Source organism: Pseudomonas sp. 58 R 12 (assembly GCF_900005865.1).
In the GTDB taxonomy this organism is placed as follows: Bacteria; Pseudomonadota; Gammaproteobacteria; order Pseudomonadales; family Pseudomonadaceae; genus Aquipseudomonas; species Aquipseudomonas tritici.
On the sequence record NZ_CVTP01000002.1, the window covers coordinates 152,251 to 177,060 of the forward strand.

The following is a 24,810-nucleotide window of genomic DNA, read 5'->3' on the forward strand; positions in this document are numbered from 1 at the left end:
GATTACACGCGGCGCTTCTTCGGCGGACGGCACCCGTTGTGCGGGATTGGCGTCACGTCGGTGATGCTGGCGATCTTATAGCCACAGCCGTTCAAAGCACGGACAGCAGACTCACGACCTGGACCTGGACCTTTGACGTTAACGTCAAGGTTTTTCAGGCCGTATTCCAGCGCAGCTTGACCAGCACGTTCAGCAGCTACTTGAGCAGCAAACGGGGTGGACTTGCGGGAACCGCGGAAACCCGAACCACCGGAGGTAGCCCAAGAAAGCGCGTTACCTTGACGGTCGGTGATGGTCACGATTGTGTTGTTAAAAGAAGCATGGATGTGGGCGATGCCATCAACCACTGTCTTTTTAACTTTTTTACGAGGACGAGCAGCAGGTTTAGCCATGATAATTTTCCTGTCGATTCGCGTGGGCGATTACTTGCGGATCGGCTTACGCGGACCTTTACGGGTACGCGCGTTAGTCTTGGTACGCTGACCGCGTACTGGAAGACCACGACGATGACGCAGACCACGGTAGCAACCGAGGTCCATCAAACGCTTGATTTTCATGTTGATTTCGCGACGCAGGTCACCTTCAGTGGTGAACTTCGCCACTTCGCCACGCAACAGCTCAATCTGCTCGTCGCTCAGATCTTTGATCTTTGCGGCTGGGTTTACCCCAGTGTCTGCGCAAATTTTCTGCGCAGTAGTGCGACCAACACCATAGATGTAGGTCAGCGAGATAACAGTGTGCTTGTTATCTGGAATGTTAACGCCTGCAATACGGGCCATTCAGTGGGACTCCAATTGACAGCTACCTACGCCCCGGAAGCCAAGAAATAGGGCGCGAGATAATATCGCTGTAATAACAAATAATCAACCCGGCAGCGCACTAGCTGCCGGGCTTCAAGCGGATCACACTCAGCCTTGGCGCTGTTTGTGACGCGGTTCCGCGCTGCAAATTACTCGAACAACACCTTCGCGGCGAATAATCTTGCAGTTACGGCACAGCTTTTTCACCGATGCACGAACTTTCATCACCAACTCCTCGAACCTTATGGGGTACTCAGCGCAACATGCCGCTGCCGTAGCCCTTCAGGTTGGCTTTCTTCATCAGGGATTCGTACTGGTGCGAAACGAGGTGCGATTGTACTTGGGACATGAAGTCCATCACAACCACGACCACGATCAGCAACGAGGTCCCGCCAAGGTAGAACGGAACGTTTGCTGCAACCACCAGAAACTGGGGAAGCAAGCACACGGCCGTCATATATAGAGCACCGAACAGGGTCAAACGGGTCAGAACGCCATCAATGTAGCGTGCAGACTGCTCACCTGGACGGATGCCCGGAATAAAGGCACCGGACTTCTTCAGGTTTTCCGCTACGTCTTTCGGATTGAACATCAACGCCGTATAGAAGAAGCAGAAGAAAATAATCCCTGCACTAAACAGCAGAATATTCAACGGCTGACCAGGAGCGATCGACTGAGAGAGGTCCTGCAGCCAGCCCATATTTTCAGACTGACCAAACCAGGTACCCAACGAAGCCGGAAACAGCAAAATGCTGCTCGCGAAAATTGCCGGAATAACACCGGCCATATTCACTTTCAGCGGCAAGTGGCTGGTCTGCGCAGCAAAAACCTTACGGCCCTGCTGACGCTTGGCGTAGTGAACAGCAATACGACGCTGGCCACGCTCAATGAACACCACAAAACCGATAATCGCTACTGCCAGCAAACCGATGGCAACCAAAGCGAAAATGTTGATATCACCCTGACGTGCAGACTCGAAAGACTGCCCAATTGCTCTCGGAAGACCGGCGACGATACCTGCGAAAATCAACATCGAGATACCGTTACCAACACCACGCTCAGTAATCTGCTCACCCAGCCACATCATGAACATCGCACCAGCCACAAACGTGGATACCGCGACGAAATGGAAGCCAAAGTCACCAGTGAACGCAACACCCTGCCCGGCCAGGCCAACGGACATGCCGATAGCTTGAACCAAGGCGAGGATGACAGTGCCGTAGCGGGTGTACTGGCTAATCTTGCGACGGCCAGCTTCACCTTCCTTCTTCAACTGCTCCAGCTGCGGGCTGACGGCGGTCATCAGTTGCATGATGATCGATGCCGAAATATACGGCATGATCCCCAGTGCAAAGATGCTCATCCGTTCCAGCGCGCCGCCGGAAAACATGTTGAACAAGCTAAGAATGGTCCCCTCATTCTGTCGAAACAGGTCTGCGAGTCGGTCCGGGTTGATACCTGGAACCGGGATGTGTGCGCCTATTCGGTAGACGATAATCGCCAGGAACAGAAAACGCAGACGAGCCCAGAGTTCAGACATACCGCCTTTGCCGAGCGCTGAGAGAGCACCTTGCTTAGCCATTTATTCCTCGAACTTGCCGCCAGCTGCTTCGATAGCCGAACGCGCACCTTTGGTGGCGCCGATTCCCTTGCCGATAGTGACAGCGCGAGTCACTTCACCGGACAGCATGATTTTCACACGCTGTACGTTGACGTTGATCACGTTGGCATCTTTCAGGGTCTGCACAGTAACGATGTCGCCTTCCACTTTGGCCAGCTCGGACAAACGCACTTCTGCGCGGTCCATGGCTTTCAGGGATACGAAACCGAACTTAGGCAGGCGACGATGCAGCGGCTGTTGACCGCCTTCAAAGCCTGGAGCGATGGTGCCACCGGAGCGGGAGGTTTGACCTTTGTGGCCACGGCCACCAGTCTTACCCAAACCGCTACCGATACCACGGCCCGGACGATGCTTTTCGCGACGGGAACCCGGCGCTGGACTCAGATCATTGAGTTTCATCGATTAACCCTCTACACGCAGCATGTAGTAAGCCTTGTTGATCATCCCGCGATTCTCGGGAGTATCCTGGACTTCTACAGTGTGACCGATGCGACGCAGACCCAAACCTTTAACGCACAGTTTGTGGTTAGGGATGCGGCCGGTCATGCTTTTGATCAGCGTTACTTTAACGGTAGCCATGATCAGAAGATCTCCTTGACAGTCAGACCACGCTTCGCAGCGATGGACTCAGGAGATTGCATAGCTTTCAAACCTTTGAAAGTGGCGTGAACCACGTTTACCGGGTTAGTCGAGCCGTAGCACTTGGCCAGAACGTTCTGAACGCCAGCAACTTCGAGGACAGCACGCATAGCGCCGCCAGCGATGATACCGGTACCTTCAGAGGCAGGCTGCATGTACACCTTCGAAGCGCCATGAGCGGACTTCATTGCGTACTGCAGAGTGGTGCCGTTCAGATCAACTTGGATCATGTTGCGACGAGCAGCTTCCATTGCCTTCTGGATCGCGGCAGGCACTTCACGTGACTTGCCACGGCCGAAGCCAACACGCCCTTTACCATCACCAACCACGGTCAACGCGGTGAAAGTGAAGATACGGCCGCCTTTAACGGTTTTGGCTACGCGGTTAACTTGAACCAGCTTCTCAATGTAGCCTTCGTCGCGCTTTTGGTCGTTATTTGACATAACTTAGAACTCCAGCCCAGCTTCACGAGCAGCATCAGCCAGCGCTTTCACGCGACCGTGGTACTTGAAGCCAGAGCGGTCGAAAGCCACTTGCGAGACGCCAGCGGCCTTAGCACGCGTAGCGACCAGCTGGCCAACCTTAGTGGCCGCGTCGATGTTGCCAGTGGCACCATCACGCAGTTCTTTATCCAAAGTCGAGGCGCTTGCCAGGACCTGGTTGCCGTCGGCCGAGATGACCTGGGCGTAGATGTGCTGCGACGAGCGATACACGCAGAGACGCACGACTTCGAGTTCGTGCATTTTCAGGCGTGCTTTGCGAGCGCGACGCAGTCGAGTAACTTTTTTGTCGGTCATTTGCTATGCCCTACTTCTTCTTGGCTTCTTTACGACGGACGACTTCGTCCGCGTAGCGCACACCTTTGCCTTTGTACGGCTCTGGTGGACGGAAGTCGCGGATCTCAGCGGCCACCTGACCTACCAGCTGCTTATCGATGCCCTTGATCAGGATATCGGTTTGGCTAGGGGTCTCAGCGGTGATGCCTTCCGGCAGTTCGTAATCCACTGGGTGCGAGAAGCCAAGGGCCAGGTTCAAAACCGTGCCTTTTGCTTGCGCTTTGTAACCAACACCGACCAGCTGGAGCTTACGCTCGAAGCCTTGGCTTACGCCTTGGACCATGTTGTTTACCAACGCACGCGTGGTACCGGCCATTGCGCGAGTTTGTTGATCGCCATTGCGAGCAGCGAAACGCAGCTCACCAGCTTCTTCAACGATCTCAACGGACGAATGGATGTTCAGTTCAAGAGTACCCTTGGCACCCTTCACCGAAAGCTGTTGGCCTGCGAATTTTACTTCGACACCGGCTGGCAGCTTAACGGGGTTCTTAGCGACGCGTGACATGCTTATCCCCCCTTAGAACACAGTGCAAAGAACTTCGCCGCCGACACCGGCAGCGCGCGCAGCACGATCCGTCATCACACCTTTGTTGGTGGAGACGATAGACACACCCAGACCGCCACGAACTTTCGGCAGATCTTCGGCGGACTTGTACTGACGCAGGCCTGGACGGCTAACGCGCTTCACTTCCTCGATGACCGAACGGCCTTCGAAGTACTTCAGCTCGATGGACAGCAGTGGCTTGGTTTCGCTGCTGATCTGATAACCCGCAATGTAGCCTTCGTCTTTCAGGACTTTGGCAACAGCTACCTTCAACTTGGAAGATGGCATGCTTACGACGGACTTTTCAGCCATCTGGGCATTACGGATACGAGTTAGCATGTCCGCTAACGGGTCCTGCATACTCATGGGCTAGACGCTCCTAATACAAAAAAATTAGCCTTGCGGCTACATATGTCGCCGAGAATCTCCGAGCATAAAAAACACGGGCTCAGGCGAGCCGCGTATTTTAAACACACTCCAGAAATGAAACAAGCCCCAAAAGGGGCTTGTTCCAGATTCAAGGTCACCGGCGGTCAGTATCTTGCGATACCGACCACCTGGACGCTGAAAGTACTTACCAGCTGGCTTTAACCAGACCTGGTACGTCACCACGCATTGCCGCTTCACGCAGTTTGTTACGGCCGAGGCCGAACTTGCGGTAAACGCCGTGTGGACGACCGGTCAGGCGGCAGCGGTTACGCATGCGCGAAGCGCTTGCGTCACGTGGCTGCTTCTGCAGAGCAACTGTAGCTTCCCAACGCGCTTCTGGACTTGCGTTCAGATCAACGATGATTGCTTTCAGTGCTGCACGCTTCTTGGCGTACTTGGCAACCGTGAGCTGACGCTTCAGCTCGCGGTTTTTCATGCTCATCTTGGCCATGGTCCTACTCCAATCAGTTGCGGAACGGGAATTTGAAAGCACGCAACAGGGCGCGACCTTCATCATCGTTCTTGGCAGTGGTGGTCAGGGTGATGTCCAGACCGCGGAGAGCATCGATCTTGTCGTAGTCGATTTCCGGGAAGATGATCTGCTCTTTCACGCCCATGCTGTAGTTACCACGACCATCGAAGGACTTGGCATTCAGGCCGCGGAAGTCGCGAACCCGAGGCAGGGAGATCGACAGCAGACGATCCAGGAATTCGTACATACGCTCACGGCGCAGAGTCACTTTGACGCCGATCGGCCAACCTTCACGGACTTTAAAGCCAGCGATGGATTTCCGAGCGTAAGTCACAACGACTTTTTGACCGGTGATCTTTTCTAGGTCAGCAACGGCGTGTTCGATGACTTTTTTGTCGCCGACCGCTTCGCCCAGACCCATGTTCAGGGTAATTTTGGTAACGCGTGGAACTTCCATCACGTTCGAAAGCTTAAGTTCTTCCTTAAGTTTCGGTGCGATTTCTTTCCAGTAAATCTCTTTTAGTCGTGCCATGGTCTTCTACCTAGCAGTGTTCAAGCATCAACCGCTTTTTGGGTCGACTTGAAGACACGAATTTTCTTGCCATCTTCTACTTTGAAACCAACGCGGTCAGCCTTGTTGGTTTCGCCGTTGAAAATGGCGACGTTAGAAGCGTCCAGTGGAGCTTCTTTTTCGACGATACCGCCTTGTACGCCCGACATCGGGTTAGGCTTGGTATGACGCTTAACCAGGTTCAGACCACCGATAACCAGACGGTTATTAGCGAGAACCTTAAGCACCTTACCGCGCTTACCTTTGTCTTTGCCGGCGATCACGATGATCTCGTCGTCACGACGAATCTTTTGCATGTCGGATCTCCTTACAGCACTTCTGGGGCGAGCGAGACGATCTTCATGAACTTCTCAGTACGAAGTTCACGGGTCACTGGCCCAAAGATACGGGTGCCGATCGGCTCTTGCTTGTTGTTCAGAAGAACAGCAGCGTTGCCATCAAAGCGGATAATGGAGCCATCAGCACGACGTACGCCGTGACGAGTGCGGACTACAACAGCAGTCATCACTTGGCCTTTCTTCACCTTACCGCGAGGAATTGCTTCCTTCACGGTAACTTTGATGATGTCACCGATACCAGCGTAACGACGATGGGAGCCACCCAGCACCTTGATGCACATAACACGGCGAGCGCCGCTGTTATCGGCCACATCGAGCATGGATTGAGTCTGAATCATATAATTTCTCCGACCCCTAGTCCTTAGACTTCCACAGCGCGTTCGAGAACATCAACCAATGCCCAAGACTTGGTCTTGGCCAGCGGACGAGTTTCACGAATAGTGACTTTGTCGCCGATGTGGCACTGGTTGGTTTCGTCGTGCGCGTGCAGCTTAGTCGAACGCTTAACATATTTACCGTAGATCGGGTGCTTAACGCGACGCTCGATCAGTACGGTGATGGTTTTGTCCATCTTGTCGCTGACAACACGGCCAGTCAGCGTACGGACAGTCTTTTCGGCTTCAGCCATGATCACTTACCTGCCTGCTGGTTGAGCACAGTCTTCACGCGAGCGATGTCACGCTTAACTTGCGAGAGCAGATGAGACTGCCCCAACTGGCCAGTTGCTTTCTGCATACGCAGATTGAACTGGTCGCGCAGCAAGCCGAGCAATTGCTCGTTCAGCTGCTGTGCGGATTTTTCACGAAGTTCATTCGCTTTCATCACATCACCGTCCGTTTAACAAAGGCGGTGGCGAGCGGCAGCTTTGCAGCAGCCAGGGCAAAAGCCTCACGCGCCAGCTCTTCAGTAACACCCTCGATTTCATACAGGACTTTGCCTGGCTGAATCTGGGCAACCCAGTACTCCACGTTACCCTTACCTTTACCCATACGAACTTCGAGGGGCTTTTTGGAGATAGGCTTGTCCGGGAATACACGGATCCAGATCTTGCCGCCACGTTTAACGTGACGGGTCAGAGCACGACGCGCTGACTCGATCTGACGAGCGGTGAGACGACCACGAGCTACAGACTTCAGCGCGAACTCGCCGAAGCTGACTTTGCTACCGCGCTGAGCCAGACCACGGTTGTGGCCTGTCATCTGCTTGCGGAACTTCGTACGCTTAGGTTGCAACATTTGGCGTACCCCTTACTTAGCAGCTTTTTTACGAGGCGCTGGTGCTTGTGGTTTCAGTTCTTCTTGGCGACCACCAATTACTTCGCCTTTGAAGATCCAAACCTTTACACCGATCACACCGTAAGTGGTGTGAGCTTCGTAGTTGGCATAGTCGATGTCGGCACGCAGGGTGTGCAGTGGCACACGACCTTCGCGATACCATTCAGTACGTGCGATTTCAGCACCGCCGAGACGACCGCTCACTTGGATTTTGATGCCTTTGGCACCAATGCGCATGGCGTTCTGTACAGCGCGCTTCATAGCGCGACGGAACATTACGCGACGCTCCAGCTGCTGAGCTACGCTCTGCGCAACCAGCATACCGTCGAGCTCCGGCTTGCGGATCTCTTCGATATTGATGTGCACAGGCACACCCATTTGCTTGGTCAGGTCCTGACGCAGTTTCTCAACATCTTCACCTTTCTTCCCGATAACGATACCTGGACGAGCGGTGTGGATGGTGATACGTGCAGTTTGCGCCGGACGATGGATATCGATACGGCTTACGGACGCGCTTTTTAGTTTGTCTTGGAGATACTCACGCACCTTCAGATCAGCGAACAAATAGTCCGCATAAGTCCGACCGTCTGCGTACCAGACGGAGGTGTGCTCCTTGACGATTCCCAGGCGAATGCCAATGGGATGTACTTTCTGACCCATCTCTTCGACTCCGTTACTTGTCAGCAACCTTGACAGTGATATGGCAAGACCGCTTGACGATGCGATCAGCACGGCCTTTGGCACGTGGCATGATGCGCTTCAGCGAACGCCCTTCGTTGACGAAAACGGTGCTGACCTTCAGGTCATCAACGTCTGCGCCTTCGTTATGCTCGGCGTTGGCTACGGCCGACTCCAGCACTTTCTTCATGATCTCGGCGGCTTTCTTACTGCTGAAAGCCAACAGGTTGAGCGCTTCGCCCACCTTCTTCCCGCGGATCTGGTCGGCGACCAAGCGGGCTTTCTGGGCGGAGATTCGAGCGCCCGACAACTTAGCGGCTACTTCCATTTCCTAACCCCTTAACGCTTGGCTTTCTTGTCTGCCACGTGCCCACGATAAGTGCGGGTACCGGCAAACTCGCCTAGTTTGTGGCCGACCATGTCTTCGTTCACGAGAACTGGGACGTGCAAGCGACCGTTGTGTACAGCGATGGTCAAACCGACCATTTGTGGCAGGATCATCGAACGACGCGACCAGGTCTTAACTGGTTTGCGATCGTTCTTTTCCGCCGCCACTTCGATCTTCTTCAGTAGGTGAAGATCAATAAAAGGACCTTTTTTCAGAGAACGTGGCACTGTCGTATCCCTCTATTTACTTGCGACGACGGACGATCATTTTGTCGGTACGCTTATTACCACGAGTCTTCGCGCCCTTAGTCGGGAAGCCCCATGGCGATACCGGATGACGACCACCAGAGGTACGACCTTCACCACCACCGTGTGGGTGGTCAACCGGGTTCATGGCAACACCACGAACGGTTGGGCGAACGCCACGCCAGCGTTTGGCACCAGCTTTACCCAGCGAACGAAGGCTGTGCTCGGAGTTCGAGACTTCACCCAAGGTCGCGCGGCATTCAGCCAGCACTTTACGCATCTCACCAGAACGCAGACGCAGGGTCACGTAGACACCTTCACGAGCGATCAGCTGAGCCGAAGCACCAGCGGAACGAGCGATTTGCGCGCCTTTACCTGGCTTCAATTCGATGCCGTGTACGGTGCTACCAACTGGAATGTTGCGCAGTTGCAGAGCGTTGCCCGGCTTGATCGGCGCCAAGGCACCTGCGATCAGCTGGTCGCCAGCGCTCACGCCTTTAGGGGCGATGATGTAGCGACGCTCGCCATCTGCGTACAGCAGCAGAGCGATGTGAGCAGTACGGTTTGGATCGTATTCAATACGCTCGACAGTGGCGGAGATGCCATCTTTGTCGTTGCGACGGAAATCGACCAGACGATAATGCTGCTTATGGCCACCACCGATGTGACGGGTGGTAATACGACCATTGTTGTTACGACCACCAGTCTTCGATTTTTTCTCGAGCAGCGGTGCGTGAGGAGCGCCTTTATGCAGCTCCTGGTTGACCACCTTGACCACAAAACGGCGGCCAGGGGAAGTCGGTTTGCATTTAACGATTGCCATGATGCACCCCTTCCTTACTCAGCACTGCTGCTGAAATCGAGATCTTGGCCTGGCTGAAGGGAGATAACTGCCTTCTTCCAGTCATTACGCTTGCCCAGACCGCGAGCAGTGCGCTTGCTCTTACCCAGAACATTCAGGGTAGTAACACGCTCTACTTTCACGCTGAACAGGCTTTCGACGGCCTTCTTGATTTCCAGCTTGGTTGCGTCAGTTGCAACCTTGAAAACGAACTGGCCTTTCTTGTCAGCCAGAACCGTAGCCTTTTCGGAAACGTGCGGGCCAAGCAGAACTTTAAATACGCGTTCCTGGTTCATCCCAGCAGCTCCTCGAATTTCTTCACGGCCGACACGGTGATCAACACCTTGTCGTATGCGATCAGACTAACTGGATCGGAACCTTGCACGTCACGTACATCAACGTGTGGCAGGTTGCGAGCAGCCAGGTACAGGTTCTGATCAACAGCTTCAGACACGATCAAAACGTCGGTCAGGCTCATGTCGTTCAGTTTGCCCAGCAGGTCTTTAGTTTTTGGACTTTCAACAGCGAAGTCCTGAACCACAACCAGACGATCGGTACGCACGAGTTCAGCAAGGATGGAGCGCAGTGCTGCGCGATACATCTTCTTGTTGAGCTTCTGCGAGTGATCCTGTGGACGAGCTGCGAAAGTGGTACCACCGCCACGCCAGATTGGGCTACGGATAGTACCGGCACGAGCACGGCCAGTACCTTTCTGACGCCAAGGGCGCTTACCGCCACCACGAACGTCGGAACGGGTCTTTTGCTGCTTGCTACCTTGACGGCCGCCGGCCATGTAGGCCACGACTGCTTGGTGAACGAGCGTCTCGTTGAATTCGCCGCCAAATGTCAGTTCGGAAACTTCGATCGCTTGAGCGTCATTTACATTTAATTGCATGTCAGCTTCCCCTTAACCGCGAGCCTTGGCCGCTGGACGTACAACCAGGTTGCCGCCAGTAGCGCCAGGAACAGCACCCTTGACCAACAACAGATTGCGTTCAGCGTCGACGCGCACTACTTCGAGGGACTGCACGGTCACGCGCTCAGCGCCCATATGACCGGACATTTTTTTGCCCTTGAATACACGACCAGGAGTCTGGCACTGGCCAATAGAGCCCGGGACGCGGTGGGAGACGGAGTTACCGTGAGTGTTGTCTTGGCCACGGAAATTCCAACGCTTGATCGTACCCTGGAAGCCTTTACCTTTGGACTGACCGGTTACATCAACCAGTTGACCAGCGGCGAAGATTTCAGCGTTGATCAGATCGCCAGCCTGGTAGTCGCCGTCTTCAAGACGGAACTCCATAACAGTGCGACCAGCTGCAACGTTTGCTTTAGCGAAGTGACCTGCTTGAGCAGCAGTCACACGCGAAGCACGACGCTCGCCGACAGTGACTTGCACTGCACGATAGCCATCGGTCTCTTCAGTTTTGAACTGGGTGACGCGATTCGGCTCGATCTCAATGACCGTAACCGGAATGGAGACACCTTCTTCGGTGAAAATACGGGTCATACCGCATTTACGACCGACTACACCAATAGTCATGTTGTAAACCTCATGAGTGTACGGGGCTTTCACCCGCTATGGCCGCCCATTTCAGAGCGTTACACGACTAAGACCCAAGTCTTAGCCGAGGCTGATCTGTACTTCCACACCGGCCGCCAGATCGAGCTTCATAAGTGCATCAACGGTTTTATCCGTTGGCTGGACGATGTCCAGTACGCGCTTATGAGTACGGATCTCGTACTGGTCACGCGCGTCTTTGTTGACGTGCGGGGAGACCAGAACGGTGAACCGCTCTTTACGGGTAGGCAGTGGAATTGGACCACGCACTTGAGCACCAGTACGTTTCGCGGTTTCCACGATTTCCTGGGTGGATTGGTCGATCAGGCGATGGTCAAAAGCCTTCAACCTGATACGGATTTGCTGATTTTGCATTGGATTTCAGACTCCGGCTGCTATTCCCAGCGAGCGCAATACGCCCGTTAAAAGGAGGCGCAATTCTATAGACGCTCCAGATGGGTGTCAACCCAATAAAAAAGGCCCCCGCTAAGCGGGGGCCTTCTCAAAACATCGAAGCTATCTCAGAAGAGATAATTACTCGATGATTTTAGCTACAACGCCAGCACCAACGGTACGGCCGCCTTCGCGAATAGCGAAACGCAGACCGTCTTCCATTGCGATGGTTTTGATCAGGGTAACAACCATTTTGATGTTGTCGCCCGGCATTACCATCTCAACGCCTTCCGGCAGTTCGCAGTTACCAGTCACGTCAGTAGTACGGAAGTAGAACTGTGGACGGTAGCCTTTGAAGAACGGAGTGTGACGACCGCCTTCTTCTTTGCTCAGCACGTACACTTCAGCTTCGAACTTGGTGTGCGGCTTAACCGAACCTGGCTTAACCAGAACCTGGCCACGCTCAACGTCGTCACGCTTGGTACCACGCAGCAGAACGCCGCAGTTCTCGCCAGCACGACCTTCGTCGAGCAGTTTACGGAACATTTCAACACCGGTGCAGGTGGTGACGGTAGTGTCACGCAGACCAACGATTTCCAGTGGATCTTGAACCTTAACGATACCGCGCTCGATACGACCAGTCACAACAGTACCGCGACCGGAGATCGAGAATACGTCTTCGATTGGCATCAGGAACGGCTTGTCGATAACACGGACTGGATCTGGGATGTAGCTGTCCAGAGTCTCAACCAGTTTACGAACGGACGTGGTGCCCATTTCGTTATCGTCTTTGCCTTCCAGAGCCATACGAGCAGAACCGATGATGATCGGAGTGTCGTCACCTGGGAAGTCGTAAGTGCTCAGCAGGTCGCGCACTTCCATCTCAACCAGTTCCAGCAGTTCAGCGTCGTCTACCAGGTCAGCCTTGTTCAGGTAAACCACGATGTACGGAACGCCTACCTGGCGGGACAGCAGGATGTGCTCACGGGTCTGTGGCATCGGACCATCAGCGGCCGAGCAAACCAGGATAGCGCCGTCCATTTGAGCAGCACCGGTGATCATGTTCTTCACATAGTCAGCGTGACCTGGGCAGTCAACGTGAGCGTAGTGACGGATCAGCGAGTTGTATTCAACGTGCGCGGTGTTGATGGTGATACCACGAGCTTTCTCTTCTGGTGCGCTGTCGATTTTATCGAAATCAACGATTGCAGAACCGAAAACTTCGGAGCAAACGCGAGTCAGAGCAGCAGTCAGAGTGGTTTTACCGTGGTCAACGTGACCGATGGTGCCAACGTTGACGTGCGGTAGGGAACGATCAAATTTTTCTTTAGCCACGACAATTAACTCCTTGCCTAAAGGACTGAATCAGCCTTGTTTTTTGGATACAGTTTCAGCGATGTGCGCCGGAGCTGTGTTGTATTTTTTGAATTCCATAGAGTAGCTTGCGCGACCCTGAGACATGGAGCGAACGTCGGTCGCATAACCGAACATCTCACCCAACGGAACCTCGGCGCGAATCACTTTGCCGGAAACCGTCTCTTCCATACCCAAGATCATGCCGCGACGACGGTTAAGGTCGCCCATGACATCACCCATATAGTCTTCAGGTGTAACAACTTCTACCGCCATGATTGGCTCAAGCAACTCACCACCGCCCTTCTGGGCCAGTTGCTTGGTTGCCATGGAAGCAGCCACCTTAAACGCCATCTCGTTGGAGTCGACGTCGTGGTAAGAACCGTCAAAAACGGTTGCTTTCAGGCCGATCAGCGGATAGCCGGCAACAACACCGTTCTTCATCTGCTCTTCGATACCCTTCTGGATAGCAGGGATGTATTCCTTAGGAACAACACCACCTACTACTTCGTTCACGAATTGCAGACCTTCCTGACCTTCGTCAGCAGGAGCAAAACGGATCCAGCAGTGACCGAACTGACCACGACCGCCGGACTGACGAACGAACTTGCCTTCGATTTCACAGTTCTTCGTGATGCGCTCACGATAGGAAACCTGAGGCTTACCGATGTTGGCTTCGACGTTGAACTCACGGCGCATCCGGTCAACCAGGATGTCCAGGTGAAGCTCGCCCATGCCGGAGATGATCGTTTGACCAGTCTCTTCATCAGTCTTGACGCGGAAAGATGGATCTTCCTGAGCAAGCTTGCCCAGAGCGATACCCATTTTTTCCTGGTCATCCTTGGTCTTAGGCTCTACGGCTACCGAAATAACCGGCTCCGGGAAGTCCATGCGAACCAGGATGATTGGCTTGTCAGCGTTGCACAAGGTTTCACCGGTGGTGACGTCCTTCATGCCGATCAAGGCCGCGATGTCACCAGCGCGTACTTCCTTGATCTCTTCGCGGGCGTTTGCGTGCATTTGCACCATACGACCCACGCGCTCTTTCTTGCCTTTAACCGAGTTGATCACGCCGTCGCCGGAGTTCAACACGCCCGAGTAAACGCGGACGAAGGTCAAGGTACCCACGAATGGGTCAGTGGCAATTTTAAATGCCAGAGCGGAGAACGGTTCTGCGTCGTCTGCATGACGCTCCAGCTCGATAGTCTCGTCATCCGGGTCAGTACCCTTGATGGCAGGAATATCAACTGGTGCCGGCAGGTAGTCGATCACAGCATCGAGAACCAGGGGAACACCCTTGTTCTTGAACGAGGAACCGCAAACAGCCAAGACGATCTCACCAGCGATAGTACGCTGACGCAGAGCGGCCTTGATTTCCACGTTGGTGAGTTCTTCACCTTCGAGGTACTTGTTCATCAGCTCTTCGTTGGCTTCGGCCGCAGCTTCAACCATGTTGTTGCGCCATTCGTCAGCCAGTTCCTGCAGTTCAGCAGGGATAGGCTTGCGAACAGGAACCATACCTTTGTCAGCGTCGTTCCAGTAAACAGCTTCCATGGTCAGCAGATCGATCTGGCCTTGGAAATTGTCTTCGGAACCGATAGCCAACTGGATTGGCACCGGGGTGTGACCCAGACGCTGCTTGATCTGACCGATCACGCGCAGGAAGTTCGCACCAGCACGGTCCATCTTGTTTACGTAAACAAGACGTGGAACGCCGTATTTGTTGGCTTGACGCCATACGGTTTCCGACTGAGGCTCAACGCCCGAGGTACCGCAGAACACAACGACAGCGCCGTCGAGTACGCGCAGGGAACGTTCAACTTCAATGGTGAAGTCTACGTGGCCCGGGGTATCGATTACGTTGAAGCGGTGCTCATCTTTGTACTGCTTCTCGGAACCTTTCCAGAAGGCGGTAATAGCAGCAGAAGTAATGGTAATACCACGCTCCTGCTCCTGAACCATCCAGTCTGTGGTCGCGGCGCCGTCATGCACCTCGCCCATCTTGTGACTTTTGCCGGTGTAAAACAGTACGCGCTCGGTGGTGGTGGTTTTACCAGCATCCACGTGAGCAACGATACCGATGTTACGGTAACGGCTAATCGGAGTAGTACGAGCCATAAAGCCCTCGCAAAATTAGTGAAGCTAAGATTAGAAGCGGTAGTGCGAGAAAGCTTTGTTAGCTTCAGCCATACGGTGCACGTCTTCACGCTTCTTAACAGCAGCACCTTTACCTTCAGCAGCGTCCAACAGTTCGCCAGCCAAACGCAGGGCCATAGACTTCTCGCCGCGCTTACGGGCGAAGTCTACCAACCAGCGCATTGCCAGAGCGTTACGACGGGACGGACGAACTTCAACCGGAACCTGGTAAGTAGCACCGCCTACACGGCGCGACTTCACTTCGACCAGCGGAGCGATGGCGTCGAGAGCTTTCTCGAAGATTTCCAGGGGGTCGCTGTTCTTGCGTTCTTTAACCTTTTCCAGCGCGCCATAAACGATACGCTCGGCAACGGCTTTCTTGCCGCTTTCCATCACGTGGTTCATGAACTTGGCCAGAATTTGGCTTCCGTATTTTGGATCGTCAAGCACTTCGCGCTTGGCTGCTACGCGTCTTCTTGGCATGGATAAGCCCTCAAACGGTCTTCAGGTTCGCTCGGAATTAGCGCCCTTTCGGGACGGCTCCGACCTTACTCTTATCGACTCAGAAAATAAGATGATTCAGTTTTACAAAAAGCCGCTACTACTTAGGCTTCTTGGTACCGTACTTCGAACGACCCTGGTTACGACCTTTAACGCCGGAAGTATCCAAGGAGCCGCGTACGGTGTGGTAACGAACACCTGGCAAGTCTTTTACACGACCGCCGCGGATCAGTACCACGCTGTGCTCTTGCAGGTTGTGACCTTCACCACCGATGTACGAGGAAACCTCGAAACCGTTGGTCAGGCGCACACGGCATACTTTACGCAGTGCCGAGTTAGGTTTTTTCGGCGTAGTGGTATACACGCGAGTGCATACGCCACGACGTTGCGGGCAGTTCTGCAGCGCAGGCACGTCGGATTTCTCGACGATACGCTTACGCGGCTGACGTACCAGCTGGTTGATAGTTGCCATCTACTAGCTCCACTGTTGTCTTGCGACGCTATTGTCTTGCAAGAAAAGCAAAATGGCAGGAACGAATTCCCGCCAAATTTAGGGGTACAAGAGTCTAAAGAGGATCTTGTCCCCAGTCAAGGCAAGGCCCCGACATCCCCGCTCATCGAACCGGGGCAAAACTGCCTCGATCCGACGAATGGGGGCTGCCAGGGCCCAGACTTATTAATCGCAGAACTCAGTTACCGCTAGAGTTCAGCGCTTCGGTCAGTGCAGCTTCCACTTCACTGGCGCTCACGCGCAGCGGCTTGTCAGCATCACGGCGGCGCTTGCGCTCGCTGTGGTAAGCCAAACCGGTACCGGCCGGGATCAAACGACCCACAACCACGTTTTCTTTCAGGCCGCGCAGGTAATCGCGCTTGCCGGTTACCGCTGCTTCGGTCAGTACGCGAGTGGTCTCCTGGAAGGAGGCCGCCGAGATGAACGACTCAGTGGACAACGACGCCTTGGTGATACCCAGCAACACACGAGTGAACTTGGAAACGAATTTCTCGTCGCCAGCCAGACGCTCGTTCTCTACCAGTACGTGAGTCAGTTCCATCTGGTCGCCCTTGATGAAACTGGAATCGCCGGATTCAGCGATTTCAACTTTACGCAGCATCTGACGCAGGATGGTCTCGATGTGCTTATCGTTGATCTTCACGCCTTGCAGGCGATAAACGTCCTGGATCTCGTTAACGATGTACTTGGCCAGCGCACTCACACCCAGCAGACGCAGGATGTCGTGTGGATCGCTCGGGCCGTCGGAGATAACTTCGCCGCGGTTTACCTGTTCGCCTTCGAAGACGTTCAGGTGACGCCACTTCGGAATCAGCTCTTCATACGGATCGCTACCGTCGTTCGGGGTAATAACCAGACGGCGCTTGCCTTTGGTTTCTTTACCGAACGCGATGGTGCCGCTGACTTCAGCCAGAATCGACGCTTCTTTCGGACGACGAGCTTCGAACAAGTCGGCAACACGCGGCAGACCACCGGTGATGTCACGGGTTTTCGAAGTTTCTTGCGGGATACGCGCGATAACATCACCGATCGCGATCTTCGCACCATCCGCTACACCGACCAGGGCGTTGGCTGGCAGGAAGTACTGAGCGATTACGTCAGTGCCTGGCAGCAACAGATCCTTGCCGTTGTCATCGACCATCTTAACGGCAGGACGGATGTCTTTACCGGCAGCTGGACGATCTTTCGCGTCGAGTACTTCAATGTTGGTCATACCGGTCAATTCGTCAGTCTGACGCTTGATCGTGATGCCTTCTTCCATGCCCACGTAGGTCACGGTACCTTTCATTTCGGTAACGATTGGGTGAGTGTGCGGATCCCACTTGGCCACGATTGCGCCAGCGTCGACCTTGTCACCTTCTTTAACCGAAATCACAGCACCGTACGGCAGCTTGTAACGCTCACGCTCACGACCGTAGTCATCAGCGATTGCCAGCTCACCGGAACGGGACACAGCAACCAGGCAGCCATCCACTCGCTCAACGTGTTTCAGGTTGTGCAGACGGACAGTACCGCCATTCTTCACCTGAACGCTGTCAGCTGCGGAGGTCCGGCTTGCCGCACCACCGATGTGGAACGTACGCATGGTCAGCTGGGTACCCGGCTCACCGATGGACTGGGCAGCGATAACGCCGACCGCTTCACCGATATTCACCTGGTGACCACGAGCCAAGTCACGGCCGTAGCACTTGGCGCAGATGCCGTAGCGGGTTTCGCAGCTGATCGGCGAGCGAACGATCACTTCGTCGATGCTGTTGAGTTCGATGAACTCGACCCACTTTTCATCCACCAGGGTACCAGCAGGAACGATAACTTCCTCGGTACCCGGCTTGAATACGTCACGGGCAATGACTCGGCCCAATACGCGCTCACCCAACGGTTCTACAACGTCGCCGCCTTCGATGTGCGGAGTCATCAGCAGACCGTGTTCGGTACCGCAGTCAACTTCAGTCACAACCAAGTCTTGCGCAACGTCTACCAGACGACGAGTCAGGTAACCGGAGTTAGCGGTTTTCAACGCGGTATCCGCCAGACCTTTACGAGCACCGTGAGTCGAGATGAAGTACTGAAGTACGCTCAAACCTTCACGGAAGTTCGCAGTAATCGGCGTTTCAATGATGGAACCGTCCGGCTTGGCCATCAGGCCACGCATACCGGCGAGCTGACGGATCTGCGCAGCAGAACCCCGTGCGCCCGAGTCGGCCATCATGTACATCGAGTTGAACGACTCTTGATCGACTTCTACGCCATGACGGTCGATAACCTTCTCTTTCGAGAGGTTAGCCATCATCGCCTTCGACACTTCGTCGTTGGCCTTGGACCAAAGGTCGATCACTTTGTTGTACTTCTCGCCCTGTGTTACCAGGCCCGAGGCGTACTGGCTTTCGATCTCTTTCACTTCATCGGTTGCAGCCGCGATGATGCGAGCTTTTTCATCAGGGATAACGAAGTCGTTAACACCGATGGAAACGCCGGAGATGGTCGAATACGCAAAACCGGTGTACATCAACTGGTCAGCGAAGATCACGGTCTCTTTCAAACCAACCACGCGGTAGCACTGGTTGATCAGCTTGGAGATCGCCTTTTTCTTCATCGGCAGGTTGACGACGTCGTACGACAGACCTTTTGGCACAACTTGATACAACAGCGCACGGCCGACAGTGGTGTCGACGATACGAGTGCCGCTCACGCTGCCACCGTCACGGTCGTTTACGGTTTCGTTGATCCGCACTTTAACCTTGGCATGCAGTGCGGCTTCGCCGGCACGGAACACACGGTCAACTTCTTGCAGGTCAGCGAACACACGACCTTCGCCTTTGGCGTTGATCGCTTCACGGGTCATGTAGTACAGACCCAATACAACGTCCTGCGACGGAACGATGATTGGCTCACCGTTGGCTGGCGACAGAATGTTGTTGGTCGACATCATCAACGCACGCGCTTCCAACTGGGCTTCCAGTGTCAGCGGTACGTGCACGGCCATTTGGTCGCCGTCGAAGTCGGCGTTGTACGCAGCACAGACCAGAGGGTGCAGCTGGATAGCCTTACCTTCGATCAATACCGGTTCAAACGCCTGGATACCCAGACGGTGAAGGGTCGGTGCACGGTTGAGGAGAACCGGGTGTTCGCGAATCACTTCTGCGAGAACGTCCCAAACCTCTGGCAGTTCGCGCTCGACCATTTTCTTGGCCGCTTTGATGGTGGTCGCGAGACCGCGCATTTCCAGCTTGCCGAAGATGAATGGTTTGAACAGCTCAAGTGCCATCTTCTTAGGCAGACCGCACTGGTGCAGACGCAGAGTCGGGCCTACGGTAATTACCGAACGACCGGAGTAGTCAACGCGCTTACCGAGCAAGTTCTGACGGAAACGACCTTGCTTACCCTTGATCATGTCAGCCAGGGATTTCAGAGGACGCTTGTTGGAACCGGTAATGGCGCGGCCACGACGACCGTTATCGAGCAAGGCATCGACAGCTTCTTGCAACATACGCTTTTCGTTGCGCACGATGATGTCCGGAGCGGACAGATCGAGCAGGCGCTTCAAGCGGTTGTTACGGTTGATCACGCGGCGGTACAGGTCGTTAAGGTCGGACGTCGCGAAACGACCACCGTCCAACGGTACCAGCGGACGCAGGTCTGGCGGCAGAACCGGCAGAACGGTCAGCACCATCCACTCTGGCAAGTTGCCGGAACCCTGGAAGGCTTCCATCAACTTCAGACGCTTGGACAGCTTCTTGATCTTGGTTTCGGAGTTGGTTTGCGGAATCTCTTCACGCAGACGGCCAATCTCGTGTTCCAGGTCGATAGCGTGCAGCAGCTCACGGACAGCTTCGGCACCCATGCGGGCATCGAAATCGTCGCCGAACTCTTCCAGCGCTTCGAAGTACTGTTCGTCGTTCAGCAGCTGACCTTTTTCAAGGGTGGTCATGCCTGGATCGATAACGACATAGCTCTCGAAGTAGAGAACGCGTTCGATATCACGCAGGGTCATGTCCATCAGCAAGCCGATACGGGACGGCAGCGATTTCAGGAACCAGATGTGGGCAACCGGCGAAGCCAATTCGATGTGAGCCATGCGCTCACGACGAACCTTGGCCAGTGCGACTTCAACGCCGCACTTCTCGCAGATCACACCACGGTGCTTCAAGCGCTTGTACTTACCGCACAGGCACTCGTAATCCTTAACCGGGCCAAAGATCTTGGCGCAGAACAGGCCGTCACGTTCAGGTTTGAACGTACGGTAGTTAATGGTTTCCGGTTTTTTAACTTCACCGAACGACCACGAACGGATCATCTCAGGCGATGCCAATCCAATACGGATGGCGTCGAACTCTTCGACTTGACCCTGGTTTTTCAGCAAATTCAGTAGGTCTTTCAAGGCCTTTCCTCCTGGCGGAGCAGAGAGCGGGCTAAACAGCCCCGCTCTCGATTCGCGTCACGTGTTATTCGGTTTCCAGATCGATATCGATGCCGAGGGAACGAATTTCTTTGATCAACACGTTGAAAGACTCGGGCATGCCCGGCTCCATACGGTGATCGCCGTCCACGATGTTTTTGTACATCTTGGTCCGACCGTTCACATCGTCCGACTTCACTGTGAGCATTTCTTGCAGAGTGTAAGCAGCACCGTATGCTTCCAGTGCCCAGACCTCCATCTCCCCGAAACGCTGACCACCGAACTGAGCCTTACCACCCAGCGGCTGCTGGGTAACCAGGCTGTACGAACCGGTAGAACGAGCGTGCATCTTGTCGTCTACCAAGTGGTTCAGCTTCAGCATGTACATGTAGCCAACAGTAACCGGGCGCTCAAACTTGTTGCCGGTACGGCCGTCGAACAGCTGCATCTGGCCGCTTTCTGGCAGGTCTGCCAGTTTAAGCATGGCCTTGATTTCGCTTTCCTTGGCACCGTCGAACACCGGGGTAGCCATTGGAACGCCGCCGCGCAGGTTCTTCGCCAGATCCAGGATTTCCTGGTCAGTGAAGGTGTCCAGCTCTTCGTTGCGACCGCCAATCTCGTTGTAGATCTCGTGCAGGAACTTCCGCAGGTCCGCGACCTTGCGCTGCTCTTCGATCATACGGTTGATCTTCTCGCCCAGACCTTTGGCCGCAAGGCCCAGGTGGGTTTCAAGGATCTGACCAACGTTCATACGCGAAGGTACGCCCAACGGGTTGAGGACGACGTCGACCGGGGTGCCATTGGCATCGTGCGGCATGTCTTCAACCGGCATGATCACGGAGACCACACCTTTGTTACCGTGACGACCGGCCATCTTGTCGCCCGGCTGGATGCGGCGACGGATTGCCAGGTAAACCTTGACGATTTTCAGCACGCCTGGAGCCAGGTCATCGCCCTGCTGCAGTTTGCGCTTCTTGTCTTCGAACTTGTCGTCCAGCAGACGGCGACGATCAACGATGTAAGCCTGGGCTTTCTCGAGCTGCTCGTTCAGAGCGTCTTCAGCCATGCGCAGTTTGAACCACTGGCCATGCTCGAGACCGTCGAGGATTTCGTCGGTGATGTCCTGACCTTTCTTCAGACCTGCGCCGCCTTCAGCCTTGTGGCCTACCAGGGCGGAACGCAGACGTTCGAAGGTCGCGCCTTCAACGATACGGAACTCTTCGTTCAGGTCCTTGCGGATCTCGTCGAGCTGGGTCTTCTCGATGGACAGTGCACGAGCATCACGCTCAACGCCATCACGGGTGAAGACCTGTACGTCGATCACGGTGCCCTTGGTACCGGTAGGTACGCGCAGGGAGGTGTCTTTAACGTCGCTGGCTTTTTCACCGAAGATGGCACGCAGCAGCTTCTCTTCCGGAGTCAGTTGGGTCTCGCCTTTCGGAGTGACCTTACCGACCAGGATGTCGCCTGCGCCTACTTCAGCACCTACATAAACGATACCGGCTTCGTCCAGCTTGTTCAGTGCAGCTTCACCCACGTTCGGGATGTCTGCAGTGATTTCCTCTGGCCCAAGCTTGGTGTCACGCGCCACACAGGTCAGTTCCTGAATGTGGATCGTGGTGAAGCGATCTTCCTGAACCACACGCTCGGACAGGCAGATGGAGTCTTCGAAGTTGTAACCGTTCCAGGCCATGAACGCGATGCGCATGTTCTGACCCAGTGCCAGCTCACCCATATCGGTGGAAGGACCGTCTGCCATGATGTCACTGCGCTGAACCCGATCACCCTTGCTCACCAGCGGACGCTGGTTGATGCAGGTGTTCTGGTTGGAGCGGGTGTACTTGGTCAGGTTGTAGATGTCTACGCCGGCTTCGCCAGTTTCAACTTCGTCATCGGCAACACGAACCACGATACGACTGGCATCAACGGAGTCGATCACGCCGCCACGACGAGCCACGACGCAAACGCCGGAGTCACGAGCTACGTTACGCTCCATGCCGGTACCTACCAGCGGCTTGTCAGCACGCAGGGTGGGTACAGCTTGACGCTGCATGTTGGAACCCATCAACGCACGGTTGGCGTCATCGTGTTCCAGGAACGGGATCAGCGACGCGGCAACCGAAACTACCTGCTTCGGCGATACGTCCATCAAGGTGACGTCTTCCGGCGCCTTGACAGTGAACTCGTTCAAGTGACGAACAGCGACCAGTTCGTCGATCAGCATTTTCTTGTCGTTCATCGTGGCCGAAGCCTGAGCGATCACGTGATCAGCTTCTTCGATGGCGGACAGGAACACGATCTCGTCGGTGACCAGTGCGTCTTTCACCACGCGGTACGGGCTCTCAAGGAAGCCGTACTGGTTGGTGCGCGCATAGGCAGCCAGGGAGTTGATCAGACCGATGTTCGGACCTTCCGGCGTTTCGATCGGGCAAACACGACCGTAGTGCGTCGGGTGTACGTCACGAACTTCAAAGCCAGCACGCTCACGGGTCAGACCGCCCGGGCCCAGTGCAGAGACACGGCGCTTGTGGGTGATCTCGGAAAGCGGGTTGTTCTGGTCCATGAACTGCGAGAGCTGGCTGGAACCGAAGAACTCTTTCACCGCCGCAGCCACTGGCTTGGCGTTGATCAGGTCTTGCGGCATCAAGCCTTCGCTTTCGGCCATCGACAGACGCTCTTTGACCGCACGCTCAACACGCACCAGGCCAACGCGGAACTGGTTCTCGGCCATTTCGCCTACGCAGCGAACACGACGGTTACCCAGGTGGTCGATGTCATCGACGATGCCTTTGCCGTTACGGATGTCGACCAGAGTCTTCAGGACCGCAACGATGTCTTCTTTGCACAACACGCCCGAACCTTCGATCTCGGTACGACCGATACGACGGTTGAACTTCATCCGGCCGACCGCAGACAGGTCATAGCGCTCAGGGCTGAAGAACAGGTTGTTGAACAGAGTCTCGGCAGCGTCTTTGGTTGGCGGCTCGCCAGGACGCATCATGCGATAGATCTCGACCAGCGCTTCCAATTGGTTGCTGGTGGAGTCGATCTTCAGGGTGTCGGAGATGAACGGACCGCAGTCGATGTCGTTGGTGTACAGGGTCTCGATGCGAACGACCTGAGCCTTGGCGATTTTGGCCAGGATCTCGGTGTTCAGCTCGGTGTTGCACTCAGCCAGGATTTCGCCTGTCGCCGGGTGAACGATGACCTTGGCGGTAGTGCGGCCCAGGACGTAGTCCAGCGGCACTTCCAACTCTTTGAGACCGGCTTTTTCGATCTGGTTGATGTGGCGCGCGGTAATACGGCGGCCGGCTTCAACAATGACCTTGCCCTTTTCATCCTGGATGTCCAGAACGGCAATTTCACCACGCAGACGCGATGCGATCAGCTCCAGCTTGAGGGTTTCATCCTTCAGGCTGAATACGTTGGTGGTGTAGAAGGCGTCCAGCACTTGCTCAGTGGTATAGCCAAGCGCGCGCAGCAGTACCGAAGCCGGCAGCTTACGACGACGGTCGATACGCACAAACACGCAGTCTTTCGGGTCGAACTCGAAGTCCAACCACGAACCACGGTACGGAATGATCCGCGCGGAGTACAGGAGCTTACCGGAGCTGTGCGTCTTGCCGCGGTCGTGGTCAAAGAACACGCCCGGGGAACGGTGCAGTTGGGAAACGATTACACGCTCGGTACCGTTGATAACGAAGGTACCGTTTTCAGTCATCAGTGGGATTTCGCCCATGTAGACTTCTTGCTCTTTGATGTCCTTGATCGCTTTGTTCGACGATTCTTTGTCGAAAATGATCAGGCGGACTTTTACCCGCAAAGGTACGGCGTACGTAACACCGCGCAACACGCATTCTTTGACATCAAATGCCGGTTCGCCCAGGCGATAACCGACGTACTCCAGCGCAGCATTGCCGGAGTAGCTGATGATCGGGAAAACGGATTTGAAGGCCGCATGCAGGCCCACGTCGCGGAACTGATCTTTGGTCGCTCCCGCCTGCAAGAATTCACGATACGAATCCAGCTGGATAGCCAGAAGGTACGGGACATCCATGACGTCCGGCAACTTGCTAAAGTCCTTGCGGATACGTTTTTTCTCAGTATATGAGTAAGCCATCAGCGTTCCCCAGCTTGGTCACCTGCTTGTTTGGCCCTCCCGACGGGAGCAGCCAGAAAATCTTGCAAACCCCATGGTTTGCACCACCGCATCGGGTGGCTACAGCGCGTTCATGGCGGCGACCGAGTCGACAGCCAAGAACGGAAAAAGGCCGGTGGCAAGA

The 24,810-nt window shown here is 54.9% G+C and carries 31 protein-coding genes; all 31 read right to left on the reverse strand.

The genetic code is table 11. The features are described 5' to 3' along the window. Positions 1–2: 2 nt before the first annotated feature. Positions 3–392 carry a 30S ribosomal protein S11 gene (rpsK, locus tag BFP95_RS01130; RefSeq protein WP_002555466.1) on the reverse strand — a complete coding sequence of 130 codons (390 nt, stop codon included), beginning with the start codon at positions 390–392 and terminating at the stop codon, positions 3–5. Between the two features lie 30 nt (positions 393–422). Then, positions 423–779: a 30S ribosomal protein S13 gene (gene rpsM, locus BFP95_RS01135; RefSeq protein WP_003210063.1), complete on the reverse strand. Its 357-nt coding sequence runs from the start codon at positions 777–779 to the stop codon at positions 423–425. Between the two features lie 129 nt (positions 780–908). After that, positions 909–1,025, reverse strand: a complete 117-nt coding sequence (gene rpmJ, locus BFP95_RS28680) for a 50S ribosomal protein L36 (protein WP_002555468.1) — start codon at positions 1,023–1,025, stop codon at positions 909–911. A 28-nt stretch (positions 1,026–1,053) separates the two neighbouring features. After that, on the reverse strand, positions 1,054–2,382 hold the full coding sequence (secY, locus tag BFP95_RS01140) for a preprotein translocase subunit SecY (RefSeq protein ID WP_003176406.1): 1,329 nt from the start codon (positions 2,380–2,382) through the stop codon (positions 1,054–1,056). Beyond that, positions 2,383–2,820, reverse strand: coding sequence for a 50S ribosomal protein L15 (rplO, locus tag BFP95_RS01145; protein WP_003176407.1), 438 nt, complete (start codon positions 2,818–2,820; stop codon positions 2,383–2,385). It abuts the gene before it with no gap. A gap of 3 nt (positions 2,821–2,823) precedes the next feature. Next, positions 2,824–3,000, reverse strand: a complete 177-nt coding sequence (rpmD, locus tag BFP95_RS01150; RefSeq protein WP_003176408.1) for a 50S ribosomal protein L30 — start codon at positions 2,998–3,000, stop codon at positions 2,824–2,826. 2 nt (positions 3,001–3,002) lie between these two features. Then, positions 3,003–3,503 (reverse strand): 30S ribosomal protein S5, encoded by a 501-nt coding sequence (gene rpsE / locus BFP95_RS01155; RefSeq protein ID WP_003176409.1) that lies wholly within the window; start codon positions 3,501–3,503, stop codon positions 3,003–3,005. A gap of 3 nt (positions 3,504–3,506) precedes the next feature. Continuing rightward, positions 3,507–3,857 (reverse strand): 50S ribosomal protein L18, encoded by a 351-nt coding sequence (gene rplR, locus BFP95_RS01160; protein ID WP_003176410.1) that lies wholly within the window; start codon positions 3,855–3,857, stop codon positions 3,507–3,509. Between the two features lie 10 nt (positions 3,858–3,867). After that, positions 3,868–4,401 carry a 50S ribosomal protein L6 gene (gene rplF, locus BFP95_RS01165; RefSeq protein WP_003176412.1) on the reverse strand — a complete coding sequence of 178 codons (534 nt, stop codon included), beginning with the start codon at positions 4,399–4,401 and terminating at the stop codon, positions 3,868–3,870. A gap of 12 nt (positions 4,402–4,413) precedes the next feature. Beyond that, positions 4,414–4,806 carry a 30S ribosomal protein S8 gene (gene rpsH, locus BFP95_RS01170; RefSeq protein WP_010566853.1) on the reverse strand — a complete coding sequence of 131 codons (393 nt, stop codon included), beginning with the start codon at positions 4,804–4,806 and terminating at the stop codon, positions 4,414–4,416. Positions 4,807–5,014: 208 nt separating this feature from the next. Further along, positions 5,015–5,320, reverse strand: coding sequence for a 30S ribosomal protein S14 (rpsN, locus tag BFP95_RS01175; protein WP_003176414.1), 306 nt, complete (start codon positions 5,318–5,320; stop codon positions 5,015–5,017). A gap of 13 nt (positions 5,321–5,333) precedes the next feature. Continuing rightward, positions 5,334–5,873 (reverse strand): 50S ribosomal protein L5, encoded by a 540-nt coding sequence (rplE, locus tag BFP95_RS01180; protein WP_003176415.1) that lies wholly within the window; start codon positions 5,871–5,873, stop codon positions 5,334–5,336. A gap of 20 nt (positions 5,874–5,893) precedes the next feature. Further along, positions 5,894–6,208, reverse strand: a complete 315-nt coding sequence (rplX, locus tag BFP95_RS01185; protein WP_003176416.1) for a 50S ribosomal protein L24 — start codon at positions 6,206–6,208, stop codon at positions 5,894–5,896. An 11-nt stretch (positions 6,209–6,219) separates the two neighbouring features. Beyond that, positions 6,220–6,588, reverse strand: coding sequence for a 50S ribosomal protein L14 (rplN, locus tag BFP95_RS01190; protein WP_002555479.1), 369 nt, complete (start codon positions 6,586–6,588; stop codon positions 6,220–6,222). 23 nt (positions 6,589–6,611) lie between these two features. After that, complete coding sequence (rpsQ, locus tag BFP95_RS01195) at positions 6,612–6,878, reverse strand: 30S ribosomal protein S17 (RefSeq protein WP_003176419.1); 267 nt, start codon at positions 6,876–6,878, stop codon at positions 6,612–6,614. 2 nt (positions 6,879–6,880) lie between these two features. After that, positions 6,881–7,072 carry a 50S ribosomal protein L29 gene (gene rpmC, locus BFP95_RS01200; protein ID WP_002555481.1) on the reverse strand — a complete coding sequence of 64 codons (192 nt, stop codon included), beginning with the start codon at positions 7,070–7,072 and terminating at the stop codon, positions 6,881–6,883. Beyond that, complete coding sequence (gene rplP, locus BFP95_RS01205; protein WP_003232424.1) at positions 7,072–7,485, reverse strand: 50S ribosomal protein L16; 414 nt, start codon at positions 7,483–7,485, stop codon at positions 7,072–7,074. Before rplP ends, rpmC begins: the two co-directional genes overlap by 1 nt. 12 nt (positions 7,486–7,497) lie before the next feature. After that, a complete protein-coding gene (gene rpsC, locus BFP95_RS01210; RefSeq protein WP_003176422.1) occupies positions 7,498–8,184 on the reverse strand; it encodes a 30S ribosomal protein S3 in 687 nt (228 codons plus the stop codon). 13 nt (positions 8,185–8,197) lie between these two features. Then, entirely contained in the window at positions 8,198–8,530 is a 333-nt protein-coding gene (gene rplV, locus BFP95_RS01215) for a 50S ribosomal protein L22 (RefSeq protein WP_003103908.1), read from the reverse strand. Positions 8,531–8,541: 11 nt separating this feature from the next. Then, positions 8,542–8,817 carry a 30S ribosomal protein S19 gene (gene rpsS, locus BFP95_RS01220; protein WP_003232420.1) on the reverse strand — a complete coding sequence of 92 codons (276 nt, stop codon included), beginning with the start codon at positions 8,815–8,817 and terminating at the stop codon, positions 8,542–8,544. A gap of 16 nt (positions 8,818–8,833) precedes the next feature. Next, positions 8,834–9,658: a 50S ribosomal protein L2 gene (rplB, locus tag BFP95_RS01225; protein WP_003176423.1), complete on the reverse strand. Its 825-nt coding sequence runs from the start codon at positions 9,656–9,658 to the stop codon at positions 8,834–8,836. A 14-nt stretch (positions 9,659–9,672) separates the two neighbouring features. Further along, the gene (rplW, locus tag BFP95_RS01230; RefSeq protein ID WP_002555488.1) at positions 9,673–9,972 is read right to left on the reverse strand and encodes a 50S ribosomal protein L23; all 300 of its coding nucleotides are present in this window, start codon (positions 9,970–9,972) and stop codon (positions 9,673–9,675) included. Then, positions 9,969–10,571, reverse strand: a complete 603-nt coding sequence (gene rplD, locus BFP95_RS01235; protein ID WP_049711296.1) for a 50S ribosomal protein L4 — start codon at positions 10,569–10,571, stop codon at positions 9,969–9,971. The genes rplW and rplD overlap by 4 nt, the downstream gene beginning before the upstream one ends. 12 nt (positions 10,572–10,583) lie before the next feature. Continuing rightward, on the reverse strand, positions 10,584–11,219 hold the full coding sequence (gene rplC, locus BFP95_RS01240; RefSeq protein WP_003194649.1) for a 50S ribosomal protein L3: 636 nt from the start codon (positions 11,217–11,219) through the stop codon (positions 10,584–10,586). A gap of 81 nt (positions 11,220–11,300) precedes the next feature. Then, complete coding sequence (rpsJ, locus tag BFP95_RS01245; RefSeq protein ID WP_003186070.1) at positions 11,301–11,612, reverse strand: 30S ribosomal protein S10; 312 nt, start codon at positions 11,610–11,612, stop codon at positions 11,301–11,303. Positions 11,613–11,771: 159 nt separating this feature from the next. Then, positions 11,772–12,965, reverse strand: coding sequence for an elongation factor Tu (gene tuf, locus BFP95_RS01250; RefSeq protein ID WP_003176426.1), 1,194 nt, complete (start codon positions 12,963–12,965; stop codon positions 11,772–11,774). A 30-nt stretch (positions 12,966–12,995) separates the two neighbouring features. Next, positions 12,996–15,101 (reverse strand): elongation factor G, encoded by a 2,106-nt coding sequence (gene fusA / locus BFP95_RS01255; RefSeq protein ID WP_065909022.1) that lies wholly within the window; start codon positions 15,099–15,101, stop codon positions 12,996–12,998. A 30-nt stretch (positions 15,102–15,131) separates the two neighbouring features. Continuing rightward, positions 15,132–15,602: a 30S ribosomal protein S7 gene (rpsG, locus tag BFP95_RS01260; RefSeq protein WP_002555493.1), complete on the reverse strand. Its 471-nt coding sequence runs from the start codon at positions 15,600–15,602 to the stop codon at positions 15,132–15,134. Positions 15,603–15,720: 118 nt separating this feature from the next. Beyond that, positions 15,721–16,092, reverse strand: coding sequence for a 30S ribosomal protein S12 (rpsL, locus tag BFP95_RS01265; protein ID WP_002555494.1), 372 nt, complete (start codon positions 16,090–16,092; stop codon positions 15,721–15,723). Positions 16,093–16,309: 217 nt separating this feature from the next. Beyond that, on the reverse strand, positions 16,310–20,509 hold the full coding sequence (gene rpoC / locus BFP95_RS01270; RefSeq protein ID WP_049711295.1) for a DNA-directed RNA polymerase subunit beta': 4,200 nt from the start codon (positions 20,507–20,509) through the stop codon (positions 16,310–16,312). Between the two features lie 64 nt (positions 20,510–20,573). Next, positions 20,574–24,647 (reverse strand): DNA-directed RNA polymerase subunit beta, encoded by a 4,074-nt coding sequence (gene rpoB, locus BFP95_RS01275; protein ID WP_065872588.1) that lies wholly within the window; start codon positions 24,645–24,647, stop codon positions 20,574–20,576. Positions 24,648–24,810: the final 163 nt, after the last annotated feature.

Coding starts and splice junctions, on each gene's coding strand:
- rpsK (WP_002555466.1), bottom strand. CDS start 392: ATGGCTAAACCTGCTGCTCGTCCTCGTAAAAAAGTTAAAAAGACAGTG.
- rpsM (WP_003210063.1), bottom strand. CDS start 779: ATGGCCCGTATTGCAGGCGTTAACATTCCAGATAACAAGCACACTGTT.
- rpmJ (WP_002555468.1), bottom strand. CDS start 1,025: ATGAAAGTTCGTGCATCGGTGAAAAAGCTGTGCCGTAACTGCAAGATT.
- secY (WP_003176406.1), bottom strand. CDS start 2,382: ATGGCTAAGCAAGGTGCTCTCTCAGCGCTCGGCAAAGGCGGTATGTCT.
- rplO (WP_003176407.1), bottom strand. CDS start 2,820: ATGAAACTCAATGATCTGAGTCCAGCGCCGGGTTCCCGTCGCGAAAAG.
- rpmD (WP_003176408.1), bottom strand. CDS start 3,000: ATGGCTACCGTTAAAGTAACGCTGATCAAAAGCATGACCGGCCGCATC.
- rpsE (WP_003176409.1), bottom strand. CDS start 3,503: ATGTCAAATAACGACCAAAAGCGCGACGAAGGCTACATTGAGAAGCTG.
- rplR (WP_003176410.1), bottom strand. CDS start 3,857: ATGACCGACAAAAAAGTTACTCGACTGCGTCGCGCTCGCAAAGCACGC.
- rplF (WP_003176412.1), bottom strand. CDS start 4,401: ATGTCACGCGTCGCTAAGAACCCCGTTAAGCTGCCAGCCGGTGTCGAA.
- rpsH (WP_010566853.1), bottom strand. CDS start 4,806: ATGAGTATGCAGGACCCGTTAGCGGACATGCTAACTCGTATCCGTAAT.
- rpsN (WP_003176414.1), bottom strand. CDS start 5,320: ATGGCCAAGATGAGCATGAAAAACCGCGAGCTGAAGCGTCAGCTCACG.
- rplE (WP_003176415.1), bottom strand. CDS start 5,873: ATGGCACGACTAAAAGAGATTTACTGGAAAGAAATCGCACCGAAACTT.
- rplX (WP_003176416.1), bottom strand. CDS start 6,208: ATGCAAAAGATTCGTCGTGACGACGAGATCATCGTGATCGCCGGCAAA.
- rplN (WP_002555479.1), bottom strand. CDS start 6,588: ATGATTCAGACTCAATCCATGCTCGATGTGGCCGATAACAGCGGCGCT.
- rpsQ (WP_003176419.1), bottom strand. CDS start 6,878: ATGGCTGAAGCCGAAAAGACTGTCCGTACGCTGACTGGCCGTGTTGTC.
- rpmC (WP_002555481.1), bottom strand. CDS start 7,072: ATGAAAGCGAATGAACTTCGTGAAAAATCCGCACAGCAGCTGAACGAG.
- rplP (WP_003232424.1), bottom strand. CDS start 7,485: ATGTTGCAACCTAAGCGTACGAAGTTCCGCAAGCAGATGACAGGCCAC.
- rpsC (WP_003176422.1), bottom strand. CDS start 8,184: ATGGGTCAGAAAGTACATCCCATTGGCATTCGCCTGGGAATCGTCAAG.
- rplV (WP_003103908.1), bottom strand. CDS start 8,530: ATGGAAGTAGCCGCTAAGTTGTCGGGCGCTCGAATCTCCGCCCAGAAA.
- rplB (WP_003176423.1), bottom strand. CDS start 9,658: ATGGCAATCGTTAAATGCAAACCGACTTCCCCTGGCCGCCGTTTTGTG.
- rplW (WP_002555488.1), bottom strand. CDS start 9,972: ATGAACCAGGAACGCGTATTTAAAGTTCTGCTTGGCCCGCACGTTTCC.
- rplD (WP_049711296.1), bottom strand. CDS start 10,571: ATGCAATTAAATGTAAATGACGCTCAAGCGATCGAAGTTTCCGAACTG.
- rplC (WP_003194649.1), bottom strand. CDS start 11,219: ATGACTATTGGTGTAGTCGGTCGTAAATGCGGTATGACCCGTATTTTC.
- rpsJ (WP_003186070.1), bottom strand. CDS start 11,612: ATGCAAAATCAGCAAATCCGTATCAGGTTGAAGGCTTTTGACCATCGC.
- fusA (WP_065909022.1), bottom strand. CDS start 15,101: ATGGCTCGTACTACTCCGATTAGCCGTTACCGTAACATCGGTATCGTT.
- rpsG (WP_002555493.1), bottom strand. CDS start 15,602: ATGCCAAGAAGACGCGTAGCAGCCAAGCGCGAAGTGCTTGACGATCCA.
- rpsL (WP_002555494.1), bottom strand. CDS start 16,092: ATGGCAACTATCAACCAGCTGGTACGTCAGCCGCGTAAGCGTATCGTC.
- rpoB (WP_065872588.1), bottom strand. CDS start 24,647: ATGGCTTACTCATATACTGAGAAAAAACGTATCCGCAAGGACTTTAGC.